This window comes from Bacillus sp. DHT2, from assembly GCF_026241455.1.
Lineage (GTDB): Bacteria > Bacillota > Bacilli > Bacillales > Bacillaceae_G > Bacillus_A > Bacillus_A pseudomycoides.
The window spans coordinates 35,804-53,427 of record NZ_JAPHWH010000002.1; the positions used below are offsets into that span (position 1 = coordinate 35,804).

A 17,624-nucleotide genomic window follows, 5' to 3' on the forward strand; every position below is an offset into this window, starting at 1 on the left:
GATCGTGAATATTCTTAAGTTGATGGGCATGGTATTGTGACCCCTAAAGAGGAATCCGGTTTGCTCAAACTTTATGTCAAAGCTACATTTAGATAAACATAAAACCGTAGAAATGATTAATTTCTACGATTTTTATTGCATTAATTTAAAATTCTTTCGTAGTGGCCCCTCATACCAGCTGCTACTCCACCGATGGATTGGTCGGATAATACAATTTCAAATGAAATATTTGCTGTATGATTATGGTTTATTCAGTAGGATGTACATGGACTCTACTGATTATTAATAACATCCACAGTGATACATCACTACTATTTTCTTTTATTAATCATCATCTCTAGCATGATCTTATCCATATTCGATGAACCTTCATTTCCTAATCGGCAAAAGTTCTCAATTGTTTTATCAACATCTGCTTCGATAAATCCATCTGTAGCAGAGATACACATTCCTTGTGAGGCTAACAGTGCAGATTGTACAGCTGCACTTGAACAAGTTGCAACCTTCATCGCACATCCTGCTTTTGCTCCGTCACAAATCATCCCTGTCACATTTCCAAGTGTATTTTGGATTGCATACTTTATCTTTTCAATATCTCCACCTAATAAATACGTAATAGCAGCCGATGCACTTGCACCAGCAACTGTTACACCACAAAGTGCAGACAAACGTCCAAACTGATTTTTAATGTAAATCGCTAATAAATGACTTAACGTAACAGCACGAATTAGCTCTTCTTCCGAAGCATTTAATTTCTCACCTGCGGCTACTACAGGCATCGTTACGGCAATCCCTTGATTACCACTTCCTGAGTTAGCCATTACTGGCATTGTCGAACCGGCCATACGTGCATCTGAACCAGCAGCTGCTAATGCCATCGCATGAGTTGTTAAATCATCTGATAAAATTCCTTTCAATACATTTGCCTTTAATGTTTTTCCAACTTGTAAGCCATATTCATTCGACAAACCATCTAATGCCACATTACGATTCAGTTCAATACTCTTTTTTACAAGTACCAATTCCTTTACATCTACAGTCGTAACAAATTCATATAGTTCTGGAATCGTTAGTTCATCACGTTCTTCTTCAGAAGTGGCAAAGTGTGTATTTCCACATCCATTCTTATAAACAAGCTCCCCGTTCGCTTCTACTAATGCGATAAATGTGTGATTATCCTGAATAATAGCCCTTGCATATCCCTCGTCTGTCGTAAACTTCACTTCAATGTATAGCTTTTTAGACGTATCTGCTAATTCTACAGACACTTTCCCCGCTTCTACTAAAGAGATTGCTTGTTCTTCATCTTCTTCTGAGATTCCGGCTAACACTTCTAAATCTTTTTTGCTATCTCCTGCTAACACCCCTAAAGCAGCAACAAAGTCAATTCCAGTAGCCTTCATTCCTGGTATACCAACCGCCATTGCATTTTTAATGACATTTGTACTTGCAAGTACTTCAATTGACTGTATGTCGCCCTTCATATAATCTCTTGCAGTAGCTGCGGCTAACGCAATCGACACTGGCTCTGTACACCCTAAAGCAACGACTAATTCTTTCTCTAACACACGTAATATACTATTCTTGTTCACAAATTGCCCCCCTATCTTTCAACCACCCATCATGTGAAATGATGAATAAGTTTTCACAAAAATTAATTGTTTTCATCTTTAATCTTCTGTAAATAACGGTATATAGTTGGCTCAGATGTTTTTAACATTTTCGCCACATCAGCATTTACACATAGAATCCCCACTAACTCTTTCTTATCATTCTTAATGAAAAAGCTAGAGGAGCGAAAGACCTTTCCATCCTTATTTACTGCTTTGTAATTAGCGATAAAATCACGCGTTAAATATGTTTTTTCTTGAAGTACCTTTAACACTAAGTTTGTAGGTGCGTCCCCGATCTTACGACCAGTTATATGCCCGTTCTCAATAGCAATGACAGAGCTTTCCGGCCTTGATAAATCGTGCAATACGACTTCACAATTTCTTCCCATTACCTTCGATAGAAATGTAACGAACGGATAGTATTGCTGTAATAATGTTTCGTTCTTCATCCTTCATTACTCCTATACTTCCTGTATTAAATTGTAATAATAAACTATCATTATAATTTATTATTACAATTTAATAGTATCACAATATGTAAGCGCTCACAAAAAAAAAAAAAAAACGAACCCTTTTAATATTTTTTTCTATCCCTAGATATTCTCATTGCAAGCAAGCCTTTAAGGGGTACTGAAACGATTCAAGGAATGAGGGGCATTCTGGAAAATAAATATAAAACAAAGGGGTTAATTTTAAAATTCAACGTTTATATCCAAATTTTATTTATAAAGGGGTCTCGCCACATCCATCAACTTAAGAAGATTTACTACCCATTATTGTTAAAAACATTATTCCTTCTAGATTAATAAGAAGGGATAACACACAAAAAGACACCTTCTCAGGTGTCTTTTTTCATTATAGAAATATCTTAAAATAGATATCTAGTGTCATATATTCAATTTAAAAGGCCTTTTGTTATATCATAACGCCATTATCGGCAAATTGATACCATTTTCCATTGATATTCTTCCATCCAGTAGCCATATATCCGTAGTTATCAAAGTAATACCAGTTACCTTCAATTTTTCTCCAATCCGTAGCCATAGAACCATCTTCTATGAAATAACGCCATACTGCATCAGCATCGGATTTACCAAAACTTATCCATCCTGTAGACATAACCCCTTCATAACCAAAGTAATATGTCTTTTCATTAATAGTTTGTAACTTTAAAGACATACGTCCATCTTCATCTAAGTAATACCAATTCCCTTTATCTTGTATCCAGCCAGTTTTCATCGTGCCATCTTCATTTAGATAGTACCAATTATCTTTATCTTGTACCCAGCCTGTTTGCATCTTTCCAGCAACAAAGTAATACCAGCTTCCGTTATAGCTTAACCAGCCATTATAGCTAATACCCTCGTTATTAAAGTAGTACCACTCATTCTTAATTAAATTCCACCCAGTTGCCATGGATCCATCTTCAAAATAATAGCTAGCAGTGCGGTATTCTCCTATCCAACCTGTTTGCATTCTCCCATTACTATATCCACTTAAAAAATATGTCTTACCATTATATTCAAGATGACCTGTGTGTAGATTTCCGCCTTGGAGAACGTAATACCAACCTCCTTCATATTGAACCCATCCTTCATTAGTATGCAGTGCACCGTCTGCTCCTAATAAGTAAAATCTATTATTTCCATCTTCAATAGGACCCGTTTGCATTTTTCCGCTTGCATCAAAATAATACCATTTTCCTCCATCTTGTAGCCAACCTATTTTCTTCATACCTTTTTGATCATAGAAATACCATGTATCTCCCTCTTTTACCCAACCACTTTTTTGCATTGTCTGTTCTGCCTTTGCAGTGGTCTGTTTCACATTATCTTGTTTTTCAGCATGTGATACCGCAGGAACTACAAGCATTGCAGACATTAAAACTGGTAAAATAGCTTTCTTCATTTTCCATATCCCCCAAATAATGAATAATTTTAGTCTTTATTTCCATAAACAGAATTATATTATGATGTTTAAATATAATCAATATTTTTTGTAACAAAAATGAAATATACTTTATCTAATCGAAATAAAATATATTAGATATTAATTTTATTCATTTTTTTGTTACATTGTTTTTAAACTTATTCTAAATGTACAGATGAAAAAGCATCACTAAAAGTGGACAATACACTTTTGGTGATGCCTGGGTTAAAAAACATTTCAGAAACCGGATATTGCATAAACGCTTCCTTATGTAACATTCATATGTTGCAACTTAAGTTAATTCTTTCTTTTTCTTATTATATTGTGAATAGGAATACAAGAAGAAAAGGAATGCAATGATAAAAATCCAAGGTGATAAAAAGCGAAGCATAGCAAATGGAGTTTCAAATAAAAAAGTACTCCAAAACGCTGTCCCTTCCTTTTCCCATAATCCCTCTGTTAAATAGCTCACTTTAGGGTTGAATAAACGAATAAATGACGGACCGTTAAATAACACAATTGTGTACATAAAAGACATCATCGCACACGTAAACGAATAGTTCGATAATCGCTTGTAAAAAGCGACTCGAGACGTTTGATCAGAGAACATTTCATCACGCCCATCCTCTTCCTTTTGCCAATAGTGCATGCTACCGAAGCGACTACCATAAACATGCTCCCAGCCAAAGTCTTCATGTATTGCAACGTATTCACCGTATTTTTCCTTGCTCATATAATCTTGATAGTCAAGGCGCATTACTTTTTTGATATTTGTTTTTTAAAATGTATATACCCCAAACGGATTGACACTGGTACATGTATAGCCTTGAGCAAGCATATCGTTTAACCAAAATTGTTCGTTTAAAACATTTGTAAATAATCTAAATTTCTTCATCGAACTACCTCATTTCATAGAGTGATAATACATGTTGCAACCTTCTTTTTTCGATTCCTAAAATTTCTTCTCCAGTATGTGTAATCTGGTATATTTTACGTCTTCCTGTTTCACCTGTTACCGGTTCGATCCAACCTTGTTTACTCAAATTTTCGATTGCACCATAAAGAGTGCCAGCTGCTAAAATTACATTCCCTTGACTCATTCGTTCTATTTTTTGCATAATTGCATAGCCATGTAACGGCTCTCGTAACGCTAATAAGATATAATGCATCGTTTCGGATAACGGCAGTAATCTATGCTTCATTCATTCACCTCCTAGTATTAAGTCCAACTATACAGTTTAACTTAATAATCATTATATACAGTTCAACTATACATTTCAACTGAATAGTTAAACTACACAAAAAACATACACTGATTTTACTAAGTGTATGTTATAACTAGAATTCTTAATTACAGAATGGGGTAGCGTCAGGTCTATGCGGATTTACAACGTTAAGCGGAAAACCTAACGGGGCAGGTTAAGTTAGTAAGAGGATTAGATAAAACTGTGTCGAATATACTTTATTTGGTGAAATTGAAGGCTTGAAGGATACATTTTGAAGAAATATGAGATTAAAAATAACATTCCAACATTGGAAGAATACAAATATTTGTGTGACTCTGTGGGATGGACTAATTATATGAATTTTGAAGTGGTGGAAACATCACTTCAAAATTCTATTCACTGCATCACAGTCAATGATAATGATCAAATTGTGGGTATGGGGAGAATTGTTGGCGATGGGGCTATCTATTTCTATATCCAAGATATAGTGGTTCATCCAGATTATCAAAAGAATGGTATTGGAAAGGAAATAATGAATATTTTAGTTGAATACTTAAATCGGAATGCCCCAGATAAAGCGTTTATTGGTTTGTTTGCATCACAAGGTAAAAAATCATTCTATGAAAAATATGATTTTAAAGATTACTCACCCAACATGACAGGGATGTTTACTGTAATTTCAAAAAAATAGACATAATAAATTTAAAATTTTAGAAGAAGACATTAATCAACATAAAAGCCATTATTCTTCTAGTAGGGGTCACTATATCATTTCAGGAAAATTGTACGTTAATTAGAGTATTATGAAGAGAGGATTGTTCGTTCAATATAGAGACGAATACCCTCTCTTTTTATAGATGTTAGGAATATAAACAGTAGCTTACATATTTAGTCTAGTTCGTTTATTATGTAGCTACAACGCCGTCTCAAGAAGTTGGAAGGTGGGAACAAGCAATTATGTGAGCAATTAAAGGTTGCTTACGCAGATATTTATAAGCATATATACCTCACTCTTAGGGGCTAGTTTAGTATAGCTTCTTAAACTATTGAAGTAGCCCAGTTGAAAAATCAAACCAGTTCAGATATGGTAATATAAGGGTTAAAGGTACCCAACGCTAAGTTTAAAGGGGACGTCTAAATGTCAACGATAAGGATCGAGAAAGCATCTATTACGGATGCTGAAAAGTTAACAGAAATTAAGAAAAGAACTTTTGATGAAGAAGCAAAAAAATGGCTTCCAAATCAAGAGAATATAATTGACTATAATATTCAGCCACCAGGGTACTATTCAATTGAAATGACTAAGTATATGATTAAGGAGTTAAATTACTTCAAGGTTATATACAACAAAACAATTGTGGGTGGAATTATTGTCACGATTTCCGGTAAATCTTTCGGAAGAATAGACCGTATTTTTGTAGACCCTGACTCTCAAGGTAAAGGCATAGGCTCAAAGGTCATAGATTTGATAGAAAAAGAGTTTCCGAATGTGCGAGCCTGGGATCTTGAAACATCTAGTAGACAGCTAAACAATCACTACTTTTATGAAAAAATGGGATATCAAGCAACCTTTAAAACCGAAGATGAATATTGTTATATAAAGAGAATAGAAACCCCATTAGGGATAGAAAAATCAGTTGAAAATGAGGACATTTCAGGTACTCAATATGAAAACTGTAATATGGCTAAAACGGAGTGTTATCAAGTAACTTTAGAGGGTAGTTCTTTTAGCAATAGTAACTTGATGAGCAGCCACATTAATAATTGTAATCTTAGTCATTCAAAGTTCCACAATATAAATTTTAGAAATACATTGTTTGCCGATCTAAATTTTTCTAATAGTGAAATGGCTTTGGTGACTTTAGATGGGGTTCGTTTCGTTGATACAAGTCTTGGAGATGAAGGTAATCCAATCACATTTGAAAGGTGTGACCTTAAAGGTAGTAAAATAAATAATAGTAACCTTAGGAACGTGGAAATACAGCAGAGTGATATAACGGGTATGAAAATAAATAACATTCCTGTGGAAGACCTTCTCGAACTATACTATCATGTGAATAAAAAGTAAACAATCAGTGCTTCCCTTCAAAATTGGCTCTTTTAAATATTGGATTCATTTTTGAATGATGACCTCTAAATCAAAGGAGCTTACATATTAGATATGTCTAATATGTAAGCTCCTTTATTTTTCAAGGATTCTCAGAATTTAGGTTGGTATGTCAACACGAAACTAGACAATTTTTTTAAGGTGTTCCTGCCTGTACTGAACAGGGCTCAAATAGCCTAGTGTGCCATGGATTCTAATATTGTTAAACCAGTTTACGTAGTTGTTCAATTCTAAAATCAATTCTTCTAAACTTGCGAAATGACGATCGCGAACGAACTCTGTTTTAAGAAGATTAATTGTTATTTTTATAGTAGAAGATGGTAGCAGCTAATTCACCATTCTCAGATTTCGCATAGTTAGGAATCCGCCCAGCTTGAATATAACCTAATGAAGTATATAGTTTATTGGAAGGGTCTCCTTCTCTTGTATCAAGAACTAATAATGACCTATCCTTCTGTTTTGCTATTTCTTCAGCCCCTTGCATAAGTAAACGACCAATACCATTACGTCGATAATTGGGGTGTATCATTAATTTTGCGATTTCAGCTCTATGGCTTCCATTCTGCTTCGTCGATAATTGTAACTGTACACTTCCAACAATTTGATTGTTTGATTTAGCAACAAATAAAATCACTTCGGGGCTAAGAACGGTTTCCCAGTACTTCTCTGCATCTACTTTTCCCATTGGTGGTAAAAATCCAATCGAAGCCCCATCTTCTACGACCTTTATTAAAAGTTCTGAAAGCTCATTAAGATGTTCTTCAATTAAAAATAATTGTTCAATTTTTACATCAATATCCAAGACAATCACCTCCATTTTAAATTAGCAACTTAATAAAAATTAGGTGTATCTGTGTTGCCTATCTAATTTCATAAAATAACCATTCGGATATTTCTCCTCCCTATAACCAATTTTCAATATTATTTTTTTATTCATACGAATAGATAAGAGTTTGAAGTTATCGCTCCCTTTTCCCCCCGTTAGCACCGTACGTGCAACTTTCATCACATACGGCGCCCCAACTAATCCAAATTTATTTGCTCATTGACACTTCTGATACTGTGTATCTTCAGAGCCTCAATTCTTCCGTATTAATAAGTCGGTGCCTTTCGCAAAAGGTGAACCTCTATTATTCTCACAAAAACCTTATTAATCGATAAAGATTTGCCTTGCATGAACAAATAATCCTTCATTAGTCTAGTGGCTATCCCTCCATGTGGATTGGACATTTCATCGATACTGTGCCACCACTTTCACTGATATAAAGAGAAGTTATACATTCGCTAATCTCACAAATGCTTTCTAACTCAACGCTTCAAAGAGAGTAAGCCCTCCACGTTATCAGCTTACAACGTTGAATTATATCTATCATAGAACAAACGTAGGTGCTTCCTGTGAGCCTGTTAATCTTCATACGCCTGTAACGTATCATGAATTTTCATATTAGCTAGTTTTACTCATCCACTACTAACTTCACACAAGGTGAGATACACATTTCTATGTATTGCAGGTCTAGACCCGTACATTCGAAAGTTCGTCAGAAACCCATTTCTTATTGTAAGGTGCATTGCATTCTCACCATATTTGTTCAACTCAAGCATCATAATTTACACCGCCCCCTCGTGTAAAGTTTTCGTCAGCCGATACTGTTACGGTAAATTCTCACGCCTATTTGCCGAGCTTATAACACGAAACTTCTTACTCAATGTCGTGCTATTCGACGCAGAGAGAGCCTTTCAAGGCGTTACCCTATCATTCGACTCTTCGATATAATCCTTCCGTTTCATCAAGATGAAACGGTCTAGCCTTTACCAGAGTAATGTGACCATTCTCCATTTAAGCTAGAAATATTTCGCACAACTATCCTGCACCTTTAGTGAAATAACAGAGTGTAGTTAATTTTGGTACATCTTTTTTATAAACGGTTTAACTTTCTTCAAAATGGCATGACTTTTTTATAAACAGTACAACTTTGTTTTAAGTCGACATGTCACATCTTCTGCTAAAGTTCTCTTATTTTTAAATTCTTCCTGTTTTCACTGCTCTAGCCCAATCTAAGCGACCGTTTATTTCACTTTTGTTAATTGCTCCATCTTGATTATAAGGAATATGTAATTGCTCTATCATCCAATCATTTTCTTGTTTTGTAACAATTGTATAATTAGCAAATGGTGAACCTGATTCCATTTTATGATAGATTGGTAATGCATCTTCATAGGCGGGTAGCCCAACACTTCCTGGATTAATAATTATTTTATCATTTGGAAGATAAATGACTCTTGGTATATGTGTATGTGCACAAAAAATAAGCCTTTGTGGAATACCACTTACTAATTTCATAATATCTTCTGTCTTTTTAAGTACTGATCCACTAGAGTTCATTTCCTCTAACAAATATATTTCATCACTTGTCGGTGTTCCATGACAAAAATAGAAATCATCGGTTTGTAAGAAATTAGGCAAATTAGAAATCCACGTTTTATGCTCATCCTCTAATAAATTCTGTACATATTGAACTGTTAAATTAGACGTATTAGGCTCTAATAAAATTCGATCGCAATTCCCTTTAATACTTTGAATATTTTGGTTCATTAAAAGATCATAGGTTTCCAGTGGAAATAAAGGACCATATAAGCTATCCCCCAAATTATAAATAGATTGAATCCCTCGGTTATTAATATCTGTTAGTACAGCTTGTAAGGCATCTTTATTTCCATGAATATCAGCCATTATTGCAATTTTCATACCAATCACCCCTTCAGAATTTATAGTTTCGCTTTTATTTCATCATAAATATGAAAAGAATTCTGTCCTTACCTTATATAGAATGAATATTCATACTATTATTGTACATTAATTGAAAAAAGCCGACACTAAATGTTATAGGTAATGGAGATGTAAAAGCACAGGGCATATTTAAAGCTTTAGAAGTCTACGTTATGAATCGTCAAGAGGAACCTATTACACTAAATAGCAAAAACTTTAAATTAATTGATGATCTAGGAAGAGAATATTACAGTTCTACTGAAGCTCAATTAGCACTTAAAGCTGTGAATAATGCTACATTTAAATTTGATACTCTTAATCCAGATTCAAGTTCGTCAGGAAAAATTGTATTCGATGTACCGAAATATGCTAAAGGATTAGTTTTACAATTTAATGGTGATATGTTGGATAAAGAGATTGATTTAAAAGTTGAATAGTCAAAAGAACTCGAAAAAGTGTTTTTTGAATGAAATACTGATTTGAATCATATTTCTCAAAAGTAAATGCGGATAAATATGGTAAAATAGTAATTGGATGGGAGTCCAATACATATTATTAAAATTAAAGTGGTTCAAGTCGGAGAAAGGCACCTTATGGTGTCTTTTCTTTATTTCTTAAAGGACCTGCTCATTCATCATTATAAAACATAAAGTAATGTAAACCCGTTAAAACACAAGAATGACCCAATGTTCTCCCCTCTTATCTAAAAGGAGGAACTGTTATGGGCTTTGGAGGTAGTTGCAGTAGTTTTGGTGGTGGATTCGCCTTAGTCGTTGTGCTCTTTATATTATTAATCATAGTTGGAGCTAGCTGCTTTTGCTGATTTACTTACTAGTAAAGAAAAGGCACTCATTGGAGTGTCTTTTCTTTATGAAAAAATCCCCACACAATGCGCAGGGGAAAGAGCAAACTGTTCAGTTGGATGAACATCTTCATCATAATGGCGTACCGCTCCATGCCCATCAACTTAAGAAAACAAATCCACCCCAAAACGAAAAAACTTTTTAGGGAAAAAATCAAGATTACAACCAAATTTTTGCTAGTTGAGATACTCCTTTTATTATCTTTTCTTCACATAAATTACCCAATCCAAGTTGAATATGTGGATATCGTGGTATACATTTCGAGAAATATTTCGAGCAAGGATAAACTGCAATTCCGTATTCATATGCCCTTTCAATTAGCATTTTTTCACTCATTTTTGTTTTAACTTCAATAATAACGAAAATTCCGGAGCTACCACCTTTTATTTCAACATAATTCTTAAAGTGTTTTAGTAATTCCCTATTCAATAGATTCATTTTACGTTTATACAAAGCTTTCATCTTCCTTAAGTGTGAGTACCAATATCCTTCATCCATAAAGGTCGCCAGTGTTCGCTGATGAATAGATGAGGATGTTTGCTCAAGGAAAGGGAGTATCTTTTTATATTCACTTACTAGCCTCCTAGGTAAAACCATATAACTGACACGGATAGAAGGTAGCAGTGCTTTTGAAAAAGTTCCTAAATAAACCACCCTATCATTAGAATCTAAACTTTGAAGAGACGGTACAGGTTGATGGATGTATCGAAATTCACTATCGTAATCATCCTCAATAATATATCCTTCCACCCTTTTTGCCCATTGAATTAACTTTAATCTTTCATTGACGGGGATAGTCACTCCATATGGAAAGTGGTGAGTAGGAGTGACATATAAAAGTCTAGAAGGCGACTTTAAAAGGCGATCGACTTGGATGCCTTGTTCTTTTACCGGAATCGGATCAATGATAAATGACTGAAGAGCAAATAGTTCCCTTGCCACATCATAGCCAGGGTCTTCTACTGCCAGATAATGATAGTCTTGCTTTAGCAACAGCGACAAAAGTAATAACAAGTGTTGTGTGCTACCGCCAATAATAATCTGTTCAGCAGAAGTATTAACCCCTCTTGATTGAAACAAGTAATCTGCTAGTACCTTTCTTAATTTAATATCACCTTGTTTTTCTCCGTATGAAAACATGCTAGAGTCTTTAACGATTTTGTTTGTAAGCATTCTCCATTTTTTCAAAGGGAAGTTCTCTTGATCCACTGTCCCAATCTTAAAGTCAATAGTTTTCATGTCAGTTTGATTTTTTTCATGATGCTGTTCTCTAATGGGTTCATAATTAAGCGTCTCATCCGATATAGTGGCCTCTACAAAAAATCCCTTTTTGTTCTCACTTCGAATATATCCTTCCGATTGCAATTGTTCATAGGCTACCTGAGTTGTGTTTCTGCTGACCTCTAATTGGAGAGCAAGTTGTCTAATCGATGGCAACTTTGTATTCCTTTCTAATTTACCAGATAAAATCTGGGTACGTATGTATTGATAAACTTGTTGGTACATAGGAGTGTTACTTTCTCGATTGATATTAAATATTAGTTCATTCATCATTGAAATACCTCATCTGTCATTTGTATTTATTGTAAACTGTACCTTTTAGAAATGACAGTATAAATGAATAATGAATTTAGAAAAAATTTTGATCTGGGAGATAACTTATGACAATATTTATGTACATATTTTGTTTGATTGTATGGGGACTCAACTTTATTGCAGTAAAAATTCAAGGAACTCCTGTCAGCTTGGAATTATCCTTAACTTATCGTTTAGTTATGACAGCCTTTTTATTTTTGATTCTTGTTTGGTTCCTTCGACCAAGAGGGAGGCCAACAAGAAAAGATATCCCATTTGTAATAGTTTTTGGTGTATGTAACTTTGCATTAAGCTACTTATGCCTTTATTACGCCACAATTTTGAGTTCTGCAGCAATCGTAACATTGATTTTTTCATTAAAGGTGATTTTGACCCCGATTACTCTTCGGATTTTTTTAAAAGAAAAGTTACATTCACGCGTTTTGTTTGGGGGGATTTTGGGTGTATTAGGCGTATGTATTCTCATCTATCCGAATTTGAACAACTTTCAAGGATCCAATGACATAAAAGGAATTATGGTTGCGATCTTAGGTACGCTTCTTACAGCAGTAGGTGATGCCAGCTCGGCACGAAATGCAAGTCACAAGGTGAATCCTATCTATGCAAATGCCATTGGATTTACAGTGGGCAGTATATTGATGGGAGTAATTGTATTATTTCAAGGACAAGAATTTATATTTCCAACATCGTTTTCATACTTATCTGTGTTGCTATATTTAACCCTGGTTGCTTCATTTGTAGCATGGTTATTCTATTTGAAGCTTGTAGAAAAAATTGGAGGAGCTCAAAGTGGCTATATGGTTGCACTTTTCCCGGTAATTGGAGGAATAGCTTCCGTTTTAATCGGTGAGTCAGATCCATCATTGTATTTGTTTGCTGGCTGCTTTTCTAGCTGTACTGGTGCTGCCATCGCATTAGGGTTTGGAACTCGGAAGCAAAATGCGAAATTACCTCTAAAAAGAGCTAATTAAGAAGGAATAAGTCTTGTGAACTTGAAAATAGAGCTCATTTATTTGGTTCTCAGGTTGTTGACCAAGAATGCATGAACACTTAAACAAATGGAATATAGACTATAGGGGTCACCATACATTACTATCAACCTAAGAGGAATTTGTATCCATAATTCATAGAAAGCGTTATTCTTTTTGTAGAAATATACAGAAAGGATGGCGTTTTTGTATGAATCTATCGATTCAAGATGAGTTTTATTTGTTCGCTGAAGAATTACAGCGATATCTATCTCCACATATTCTTCAACAACTTGCACAAGAGACAGATTTTGTAAAACGAAAAAGTAAGTATGGCGCACGAGATTTGGCTCCTATTTATCCTGGTTCAGGAGAATGTGCACAAACAGCCGGTATTAAAATTCAGCTAGAGTATGATTTACATAGTGGAAAATTCCTCAATTTTCAAATGGAGCCAGGTGAAAATAATGATAAAACCTTTGGTACAGATTGTTTAGATACTTTATGTCCAGGAGATTTATGCATCCGGGATTTAGGTTATTTTCACTTGAAAGATCTTCAACATATACAAGATAAAAAGGCTTATTATATCTCAGGTATCAAATCGAATACACGTATTTATCAAAAAAATCCTAACCCTGATTATTTTCAAGATGGCAGAATCAAGAAAGGTACAGAGTATATCCAGATAGATATGGAGGTTTTAATGAACTCTCTTCAACCAGGACAAACATGTGAAATATCCAATGCTTTTGTAGGAATGGTTGACTTACGCTGTTTCCATTCTTGATATACGGATATAAATCTATTATCAATCTCAATTTTCTTTCGACCAAATTTAATACCCTTAAAAAATCACTATTCTCCCATTTCTTCTAAACCGATGAGAGGATAGTGATTTTGAAACTTCTTCACCTGTTCAATTGAAATTTCCCGTTATTTATTATGGATTCATCGTGATTTCAATTGCTGAAGCCCTATCATTCCAATCCGCAGCCATATTAGCAGTTTTACCATACCACTCATAATGTCTAAACATGACTCCTTGACCATATCCCTGAGATGAAGTATGCTCCCACAGCGTCGTTGAGTAGCTTGCAGAAGGTGACGCCGTACTTAAGGAGGAAATTCTGTCATTCCAGCCAGAAGATAAGTTTGTAAACCCACTGCTCCAATAAATATACTGTCCACCTTTATTTATATGCTCATAGAAATCCGTACTTTCAGGACCACTACCTAGAGGCTTTATTACATTTTTAAGTTGAGGCTGTATTACATTTTTAAATCTTTGCTTATCTTTTTTAATGAAAGCCTCCAAGGTTTCTCTGCTCGTAAAACCATACGCTAACCAATCTCCCTTGTTATTCTGTTTAGGCAAAACCATGGTTATTTTTATGTCTTCGTTAGATTTGTTATTCACTTTGGCCAGGGAATCCACACTCTGTTCATCTACAGTTAAATACTCGAACGATTTAATCGTGTAATCTTCTTCTACACTTGCTGATACCGTTCCCAATCCTCCAGTTAATGCAAAACCAGCTGCTAATGCTCCTACTACTAACTTCTTGAACATACAACCATCCCCTTTTCGCTTAGATTTTTGGTACAACTAAAATATATGTTATTTTTAGAATCATATAAATGTTTAGAACTTTAGAAATAAAAAACGGAATATTCACTGTTTTTTATTTTAATTTTTAGAAAAAAATACACTATTGAGGTTTTATGGCATGCCTATTAAGTTAAAAGGTTCTGTTGCAAAGTTACCCCAAACATAGAGAATCTAGGATTGCATCGTTAAATGGTTAGGCAACCATTAATAATTCCTGTCATTCATTATACGTTGAAAAACCGAAGTCTGAGCCAAGACTTCAGTTTCTTTTATATAGAGCATGAATGGTTTCGATTCCTTTTATCGTACGTGAAGCATGCCGAAGGTTTTGAAATCCTACGGATTTGGCAAAACGCCTCTTGACATGCCTATGATCCTGTTCAACGAGATTGTTCAAATGTTTGATTGTACAATGAGCTGTATTTGAATAAAAATCTTGTTTTCTTAATTTCTTAAATGCGCAAAGTAATGCCAGCGCTTTGTCTGTTGTTAGAGCCGTTGGTTCGCCAAATGTTTTCACTAATCTTTTCATAAAGGCATAAGCAGCCGGATAATCCCGTTTTTTACGAAGTTGAATATCCAATGTATGCCCGTCTTTATCTATTGCACGATATAAATAACACCATTTTCCTTTGACTTTTATATAGGTTTCATCTAGCTTCCAAGATAATTGGACGTTTTTATTTTTCTTCTTCCAAATTTGATAGATAAGATTTCCGTATTCATGAACCCAACGCATGATAGTTGTTGGGTGAACTGAGATTCCACGTTCTTTTAAAATTTCAGAGACATCACGATAACTTAAAGAAAAACGACAGTAGTACAGGGCGGCTACCAAAATAATATCTTTCTTGAACTGTTTTCCTTTAAAATATCGCATTTATGTTTCTCCTTACTCTTTTTTTCTAGAGTGTGGTCTCATTTAGAAAACTTTGCAACAGAACCCTTGGTAGCCATTTGGTGAAACTTTTTTACAAATAATTTAACTATGTTTCAAACCAACAATATTTTCTCTTTTTACAAATTATAGTTAAAAGGTTAGGCTTCAAACTCTTTCCTTTAAAAGTTCATAAAAATGTTTTAATATGTTTAATTATGCTATTTCCTTATTCAAGAAATTAGTCTATAATTTTCTAAGGAATATTATGGGGATAGAGGAGTTTATGCAAGAATATGGAGATGAGAAAGTTACATTATTTAATTGAAAAAAGAAAAGAAGAATTAATTGAGCTTGTTAAACACTATGGTTTTTGTCATCCTAGGGTGCTAAAATTTAGCCAAGATCTAGATAAATTAATTATTCATATGATGAAACAAAGTGAAATACGTGACATTATTACAAAAGCAAACAGTAATACATGTAAAAAATAAAAATTCTATAATTTTACCTCTTATATTTATATATCAATCTATAAAGAACTTTTTTTCATGGAATATTTATAAAATAAATATATTTCTAGATCCTTTTAACTGGTTCGGTTGAGGTGTAGGTACAAGCATTAAATAAGAACTGCATTCGTTAAAAATTAACATAACTAATAGCAAAAAAAGAAGCGGAAACCGCTCTTTTTTGTTCATTCTCTAATCGTTAGCATAGCAGGTGAGTAGTTCACGAGATGCTCACAATCTAATTTTATTTAAAAATGAAATCTTATTAAGTGTAAATAATGCATAATCTAAAGTTGTAGTTCTAATTAATATACAATCTGATTCACCACTTTGTGTTCCTATCTTTACTAACTTTTTCTTTTCAGGAACATAGTCATTATCTTCAATAATCTCAACAATGTCCTCTAACAGAATATTAATTTCTGCAGTTTGCCATTCAATTGTTAATTGTTCATGTGTCTTTGTTACCTTAATATCTTGCATATAACTCTATTACCTACCTATTAAATTTAAATTTCATTATAAATGAATGTAACGAAATTATATCAAAAAGTTATAAAAACAGCTACAATTTTTTATTCTTAAACAAAGCACCAAGATTCCTATTTGTTAATTAAAAAACCAGGGATTATTACCCCTGGTGTCTCAAAAAAAATGTTTTAGACCATAGAAAAAAGGGTTCTGTTGCAAAGTTTTCGAAACTCAAGTACACTTTGGACACAACCACCATACCTTTTTAGTGTAGCTTTGAAATAAACTTTGATCAAAAACAACTCGAAAACCTTCATTTTACAATACAGAAAATCCAAAAATCACCTGAGTAAACCTGTATATCGAATTAATAGTATCTTTTTTATAAAGAGTTTAATAATATATTATGGTTTCCATAAAACCCTTGGAAGATCCTTTATACCCTCTCCATCTATATATACAACATTCGTTTCAAATTTCACTTTTTGCCGTATTGCTTCTTTAAAATTTTTAAAATAGTTATCTACTGATTCTTCTGTAACACTAGATACGCCTTCATAATTATATAGGACTGCTTTTCTAACCTTTTCTACCATCGCTTCATTAAATTGTTTTCCATCTTCACCTGTTAATTTACTCATTTTGTCTATATCTTTATCATAGAAGCCCACCTATTGTAAGTGATACTATCAAACTCATACCTACTAAATTTTTGGAATATAACATATTCTACTTCAACTCTTTTCTGTATAAATTATGAATTACAGTAATATGACACCATTATATCTCGGTGTTCTATAGCATATTTTATTTATATGCAATTATTAAAATGTAAAAACCACAAAAACATCAAACCCTATTTTATTTCAAGGTGCGCCGTTATCTATAGCACTGGAATAAAGTTTAATTAAAATGACCCTACTAAATCCCTATGCAATACACAAAAAGAAACCATTTTGAAAGATCTTTTATCAAGACCTAAAATAAAAAAAGATAGATAAATTAAAGGACATTACATATTTTATATGACTAATATGTAATGTCCTTTCTTATTCAACAATAGCGTTCTTTAACAGAAGACTC

At 33.8% G+C, this 17,624-nt stretch carries 18 protein-coding genes and 3 pseudogenes; 8 read left to right on the forward strand and 13 right to left on the reverse strand.

The window, feature by feature from the left end; genetic code table 11:
* Nucleotides 1–311: 311 nt before the first annotated feature.
* The 5 genes from ORL93_RS05170 to ORL93_RS05190 all read right to left on the reverse strand — a co-directional run bounded on the left by ORL93_RS05170 (nucleotide 312) and on the right by ORL93_RS05190 (nucleotide 4,744).
* Nucleotides 312–1,592 carry an L-cysteine desulfidase family protein gene (locus ORL93_RS05170; protein ID WP_098019303.1) on the reverse strand — a complete coding sequence of 427 codons (1,281 nt, stop codon included), beginning with the start codon at nucleotides 1,590–1,592 and terminating at the stop codon, nucleotides 312–314.
* A 62-nt stretch (nucleotides 1,593–1,654) separates the two neighbouring features.
* Nucleotides 1,655–2,062, reverse strand: a complete 408-nt coding sequence (locus ORL93_RS05175; protein ID WP_006095687.1) for a PAS domain-containing protein — start codon at nucleotides 2,060–2,062, stop codon at nucleotides 1,655–1,657.
* Nucleotides 2,063–2,528: 466 nt separating this feature from the next.
* Nucleotides 2,529–3,521 carry a PspC-like choline-binding domain-containing protein gene (locus ORL93_RS05180; RefSeq protein WP_098161140.1) on the reverse strand — a complete coding sequence of 331 codons (993 nt, stop codon included), beginning with the start codon at nucleotides 3,519–3,521 and terminating at the stop codon, nucleotides 2,529–2,531.
* 313 nt (nucleotides 3,522–3,834) lie between these two features.
* Complete coding sequence (locus tag ORL93_RS05185) at nucleotides 3,835–4,299, reverse strand: DUF2812 domain-containing protein (RefSeq protein WP_265958758.1); 465 nt, start codon at nucleotides 4,297–4,299, stop codon at nucleotides 3,835–3,837.
* Between the two features lie 142 nt (nucleotides 4,300–4,441).
* The gene (locus ORL93_RS05190; RefSeq protein ID WP_018782267.1) at nucleotides 4,442–4,744 is read right to left on the reverse strand and encodes a PadR family transcriptional regulator; all 303 of its coding nucleotides are present in this window, start codon (nucleotides 4,742–4,744) and stop codon (nucleotides 4,442–4,444) included.
* A gap of 295 nt (nucleotides 4,745–5,039) precedes the next feature.
* On the opposite strand from ORL93_RS05190, the gene ORL93_RS05195 reads away from it, so the two are divergent.
* Nucleotides 5,040–5,459, forward strand: a complete 420-nt coding sequence (locus ORL93_RS05195) for a GNAT family N-acetyltransferase (protein WP_003210015.1) — start codon at nucleotides 5,040–5,042, stop codon at nucleotides 5,457–5,459.
* 447 nt (nucleotides 5,460–5,906) lie between these two features.
* Nucleotides 5,907–6,836 (forward strand): GNAT family N-acetyltransferase, encoded by a 930-nt coding sequence (locus tag ORL93_RS05200; protein WP_098161142.1) that lies wholly within the window; start codon nucleotides 5,907–5,909, stop codon nucleotides 6,834–6,836.
* A 162-nt stretch (nucleotides 6,837–6,998) separates the two neighbouring features.
* On the opposite strand, the pseudogene ORL93_RS05205 reads toward ORL93_RS05200, so the two are convergent.
* From ORL93_RS05205 to ORL93_RS05215, 3 genes and pseudogenes are all read right to left on the reverse strand, one after another.
* Nucleotides 6,999–7,163: pseudogene (locus tag ORL93_RS05205) on the reverse strand (IS3 family transposase); the annotation flags it as partial.
* Nucleotides 7,164–7,167: 4 nt separating this feature from the next.
* Nucleotides 7,168–7,677, reverse strand: a complete 510-nt coding sequence (locus ORL93_RS05210) for a GNAT family N-acetyltransferase (RefSeq protein WP_373926168.1) — start codon at nucleotides 7,675–7,677, stop codon at nucleotides 7,168–7,170.
* Nucleotides 7,678–8,895: 1,218 nt separating this feature from the next.
* Nucleotides 8,896–9,621, reverse strand: a complete 726-nt coding sequence (locus ORL93_RS05215; RefSeq protein ID WP_265958761.1) for a metallophosphoesterase family protein — start codon at nucleotides 9,619–9,621, stop codon at nucleotides 8,896–8,898.
* 167 nt (nucleotides 9,622–9,788) lie between these two features.
* Between ORL93_RS05215 and ORL93_RS05220 the strand changes: the two genes are divergently transcribed.
* From ORL93_RS05220 to ORL93_RS05230, 3 genes are all read left to right on the forward strand, one after another.
* Nucleotides 9,789–10,079: a DUF4352 domain-containing protein gene (locus ORL93_RS05220; protein WP_257130780.1), complete on the forward strand. Its 291-nt coding sequence runs from the start codon at nucleotides 9,789–9,791 to the stop codon at nucleotides 10,077–10,079.
* A gap of 284 nt (nucleotides 10,080–10,363) precedes the next feature.
* The gene (locus ORL93_RS05225) at nucleotides 10,364–10,465 is read left to right on the forward strand and encodes a YjcZ family sporulation protein (protein ID WP_018764670.1); all 102 of its coding nucleotides are present in this window, start codon (nucleotides 10,364–10,366) and stop codon (nucleotides 10,463–10,465) included.
* Between the two features lie 47 nt (nucleotides 10,466–10,512).
* The gene (locus ORL93_RS05230) at nucleotides 10,513–10,650 is read left to right on the forward strand and encodes a hypothetical protein (protein ID WP_265958762.1); all 138 of its coding nucleotides are present in this window, start codon (nucleotides 10,513–10,515) and stop codon (nucleotides 10,648–10,650) included.
* A gap of 14 nt (nucleotides 10,651–10,664) precedes the next feature.
* Here ORL93_RS05230 and pdxR read toward each other — a convergent pair whose 3' ends face one another.
* The gene (pdxR, locus tag ORL93_RS05235; protein WP_265958894.1) at nucleotides 10,665–12,056 is read right to left on the reverse strand and encodes a MocR-like pyridoxine biosynthesis transcription factor PdxR; all 1,392 of its coding nucleotides are present in this window, start codon (nucleotides 12,054–12,056) and stop codon (nucleotides 10,665–10,667) included.
* 110 nt (nucleotides 12,057–12,166) lie between these two features.
* Between pdxR and ORL93_RS05240 the strand changes: the two genes are divergently transcribed.
* Both ORL93_RS05240 and ORL93_RS05245 read left to right on the forward strand, forming a co-directional pair.
* Nucleotides 12,167–13,072 carry a DMT family transporter gene (locus ORL93_RS05240; protein ID WP_265958763.1) on the forward strand — a complete coding sequence of 302 codons (906 nt, stop codon included), beginning with the start codon at nucleotides 12,167–12,169 and terminating at the stop codon, nucleotides 13,070–13,072.
* A gap of 208 nt (nucleotides 13,073–13,280) precedes the next feature.
* Nucleotides 13,281–13,838 (forward strand): annotated as a pseudogene (locus ORL93_RS05245) (transposase); the annotation flags it as partial.
* Nucleotides 13,839–14,012: 174 nt separating this feature from the next.
* On the opposite strand, the gene ORL93_RS05250 reads toward ORL93_RS05245, so the two are convergent.
* Nucleotides 14,013–14,642, reverse strand: a complete 630-nt coding sequence (locus ORL93_RS05250) for a hypothetical protein (RefSeq protein ID WP_265958764.1) — start codon at nucleotides 14,640–14,642, stop codon at nucleotides 14,013–14,015.
* A gap of 301 nt (nucleotides 14,643–14,943) precedes the next feature.
* Nucleotides 14,944–15,561 (reverse strand): annotated as a pseudogene (locus ORL93_RS05255) (IS6 family transposase); the annotation flags it as partial.
* Nucleotides 15,562–15,860: 299 nt separating this feature from the next.
* On the opposite strand from ORL93_RS05255, the gene ORL93_RS05260 reads away from it, so the two are divergent.
* Nucleotides 15,861–16,052: an aspartyl-phosphate phosphatase Spo0E family protein gene (locus ORL93_RS05260; RefSeq protein WP_239500230.1), complete on the forward strand. Its 192-nt coding sequence runs from the start codon at nucleotides 15,861–15,863 to the stop codon at nucleotides 16,050–16,052.
* Nucleotides 16,053–16,301: 249 nt separating this feature from the next.
* Here ORL93_RS05260 and ORL93_RS05265 read toward each other — a convergent pair whose 3' ends face one another.
* Both ORL93_RS05265 and ORL93_RS05270 read right to left on the reverse strand, forming a co-directional pair.
* Nucleotides 16,302–16,553 carry a SunI/YnzG family protein gene (locus ORL93_RS05265; RefSeq protein WP_003203088.1) on the reverse strand — a complete coding sequence of 84 codons (252 nt, stop codon included), beginning with the start codon at nucleotides 16,551–16,553 and terminating at the stop codon, nucleotides 16,302–16,304.
* 392 nt (nucleotides 16,554–16,945) lie between these two features.
* Nucleotides 16,946–17,182, reverse strand: a complete 237-nt coding sequence (locus ORL93_RS05270) for a DUF5105 domain-containing protein (protein WP_255262368.1) — start codon at nucleotides 17,180–17,182, stop codon at nucleotides 16,946–16,948.
* Nucleotides 17,183–17,624 lie beyond the last annotated feature (442 nt).

What these genes read in the sequence shown, in the direction of transcription:
- ORL93_RS05175 (WP_006095687.1), bottom strand. Translation starts at nt 2,062, where the DNA reads ATGAAGAACGAAACATTATTACAGCAATACTATCCGTTCGTTACATTT.
- ORL93_RS05180 (WP_098161140.1), bottom strand. Translation starts at nt 3,521, where the DNA reads ATGAAGAAAGCTATTTTACCAGTTTTAATGTCTGCAATGCTTGTAGTT.
- ORL93_RS05185 (WP_265958758.1), bottom strand. Translation starts at nt 4,299, where the DNA reads ATGCGCCTTGACTATCAAGATTATATGAGCAAGGAAAAATACGGTGAA.
- ORL93_RS05190 (WP_018782267.1), bottom strand. Translation starts at nt 4,744, where the DNA reads ATGAAGCATAGATTACTGCCGTTATCCGAAACGATGCATTATATCTTA.
- ORL93_RS05200 (WP_098161142.1), top strand. Translation starts at nt 5,907, where the DNA reads ATGTCAACGATAAGGATCGAGAAAGCATCTATTACGGATGCTGAAAAG.
- ORL93_RS05215 (WP_265958761.1), bottom strand. Translation starts at nt 9,621, where the DNA reads ATGAAAATTGCAATAATGGCTGATATTCATGGAAATAAAGATGCCTTA.
- ORL93_RS05225 (WP_018764670.1), top strand. Translation starts at nt 10,364, where the DNA reads ATGGGCTTTGGAGGTAGTTGCAGTAGTTTTGGTGGTGGATTCGCCTTA.
- ORL93_RS05230 (WP_265958762.1), top strand. Translation starts at nt 10,513, where the DNA reads ATGAAAAAATCCCCACACAATGCGCAGGGGAAAGAGCAAACTGTTCAG.
- pdxR (WP_265958894.1), bottom strand. Translation starts at nt 12,056, where the DNA reads ATGAATGAACTAATATTTAATATCAATCGAGAAAGTAACACTCCTATG.
- ORL93_RS05240 (WP_265958763.1), top strand. Translation starts at nt 12,167, where the DNA reads ATGACAATATTTATGTACATATTTTGTTTGATTGTATGGGGACTCAAC.
- ORL93_RS05250 (WP_265958764.1), bottom strand. Translation starts at nt 14,642, where the DNA reads ATGTTCAAGAAGTTAGTAGTAGGAGCATTAGCAGCTGGTTTTGCATTA.
- ORL93_RS05260 (WP_239500230.1), top strand. Translation starts at nt 15,861, where the DNA reads ATGAGAAAGTTACATTATTTAATTGAAAAAAGAAAAGAAGAATTAATT.
- ORL93_RS05265 (WP_003203088.1), bottom strand. Translation starts at nt 16,553, where the DNA reads ATGCAAGATATTAAGGTAACAAAGACACATGAACAATTAACAATTGAA.
- ORL93_RS05270 (WP_255262368.1), bottom strand. Translation starts at nt 17,182, where the DNA reads ATGAGTAAATTAACAGGTGAAGATGGAAAACAATTTAATGAAGCGATG.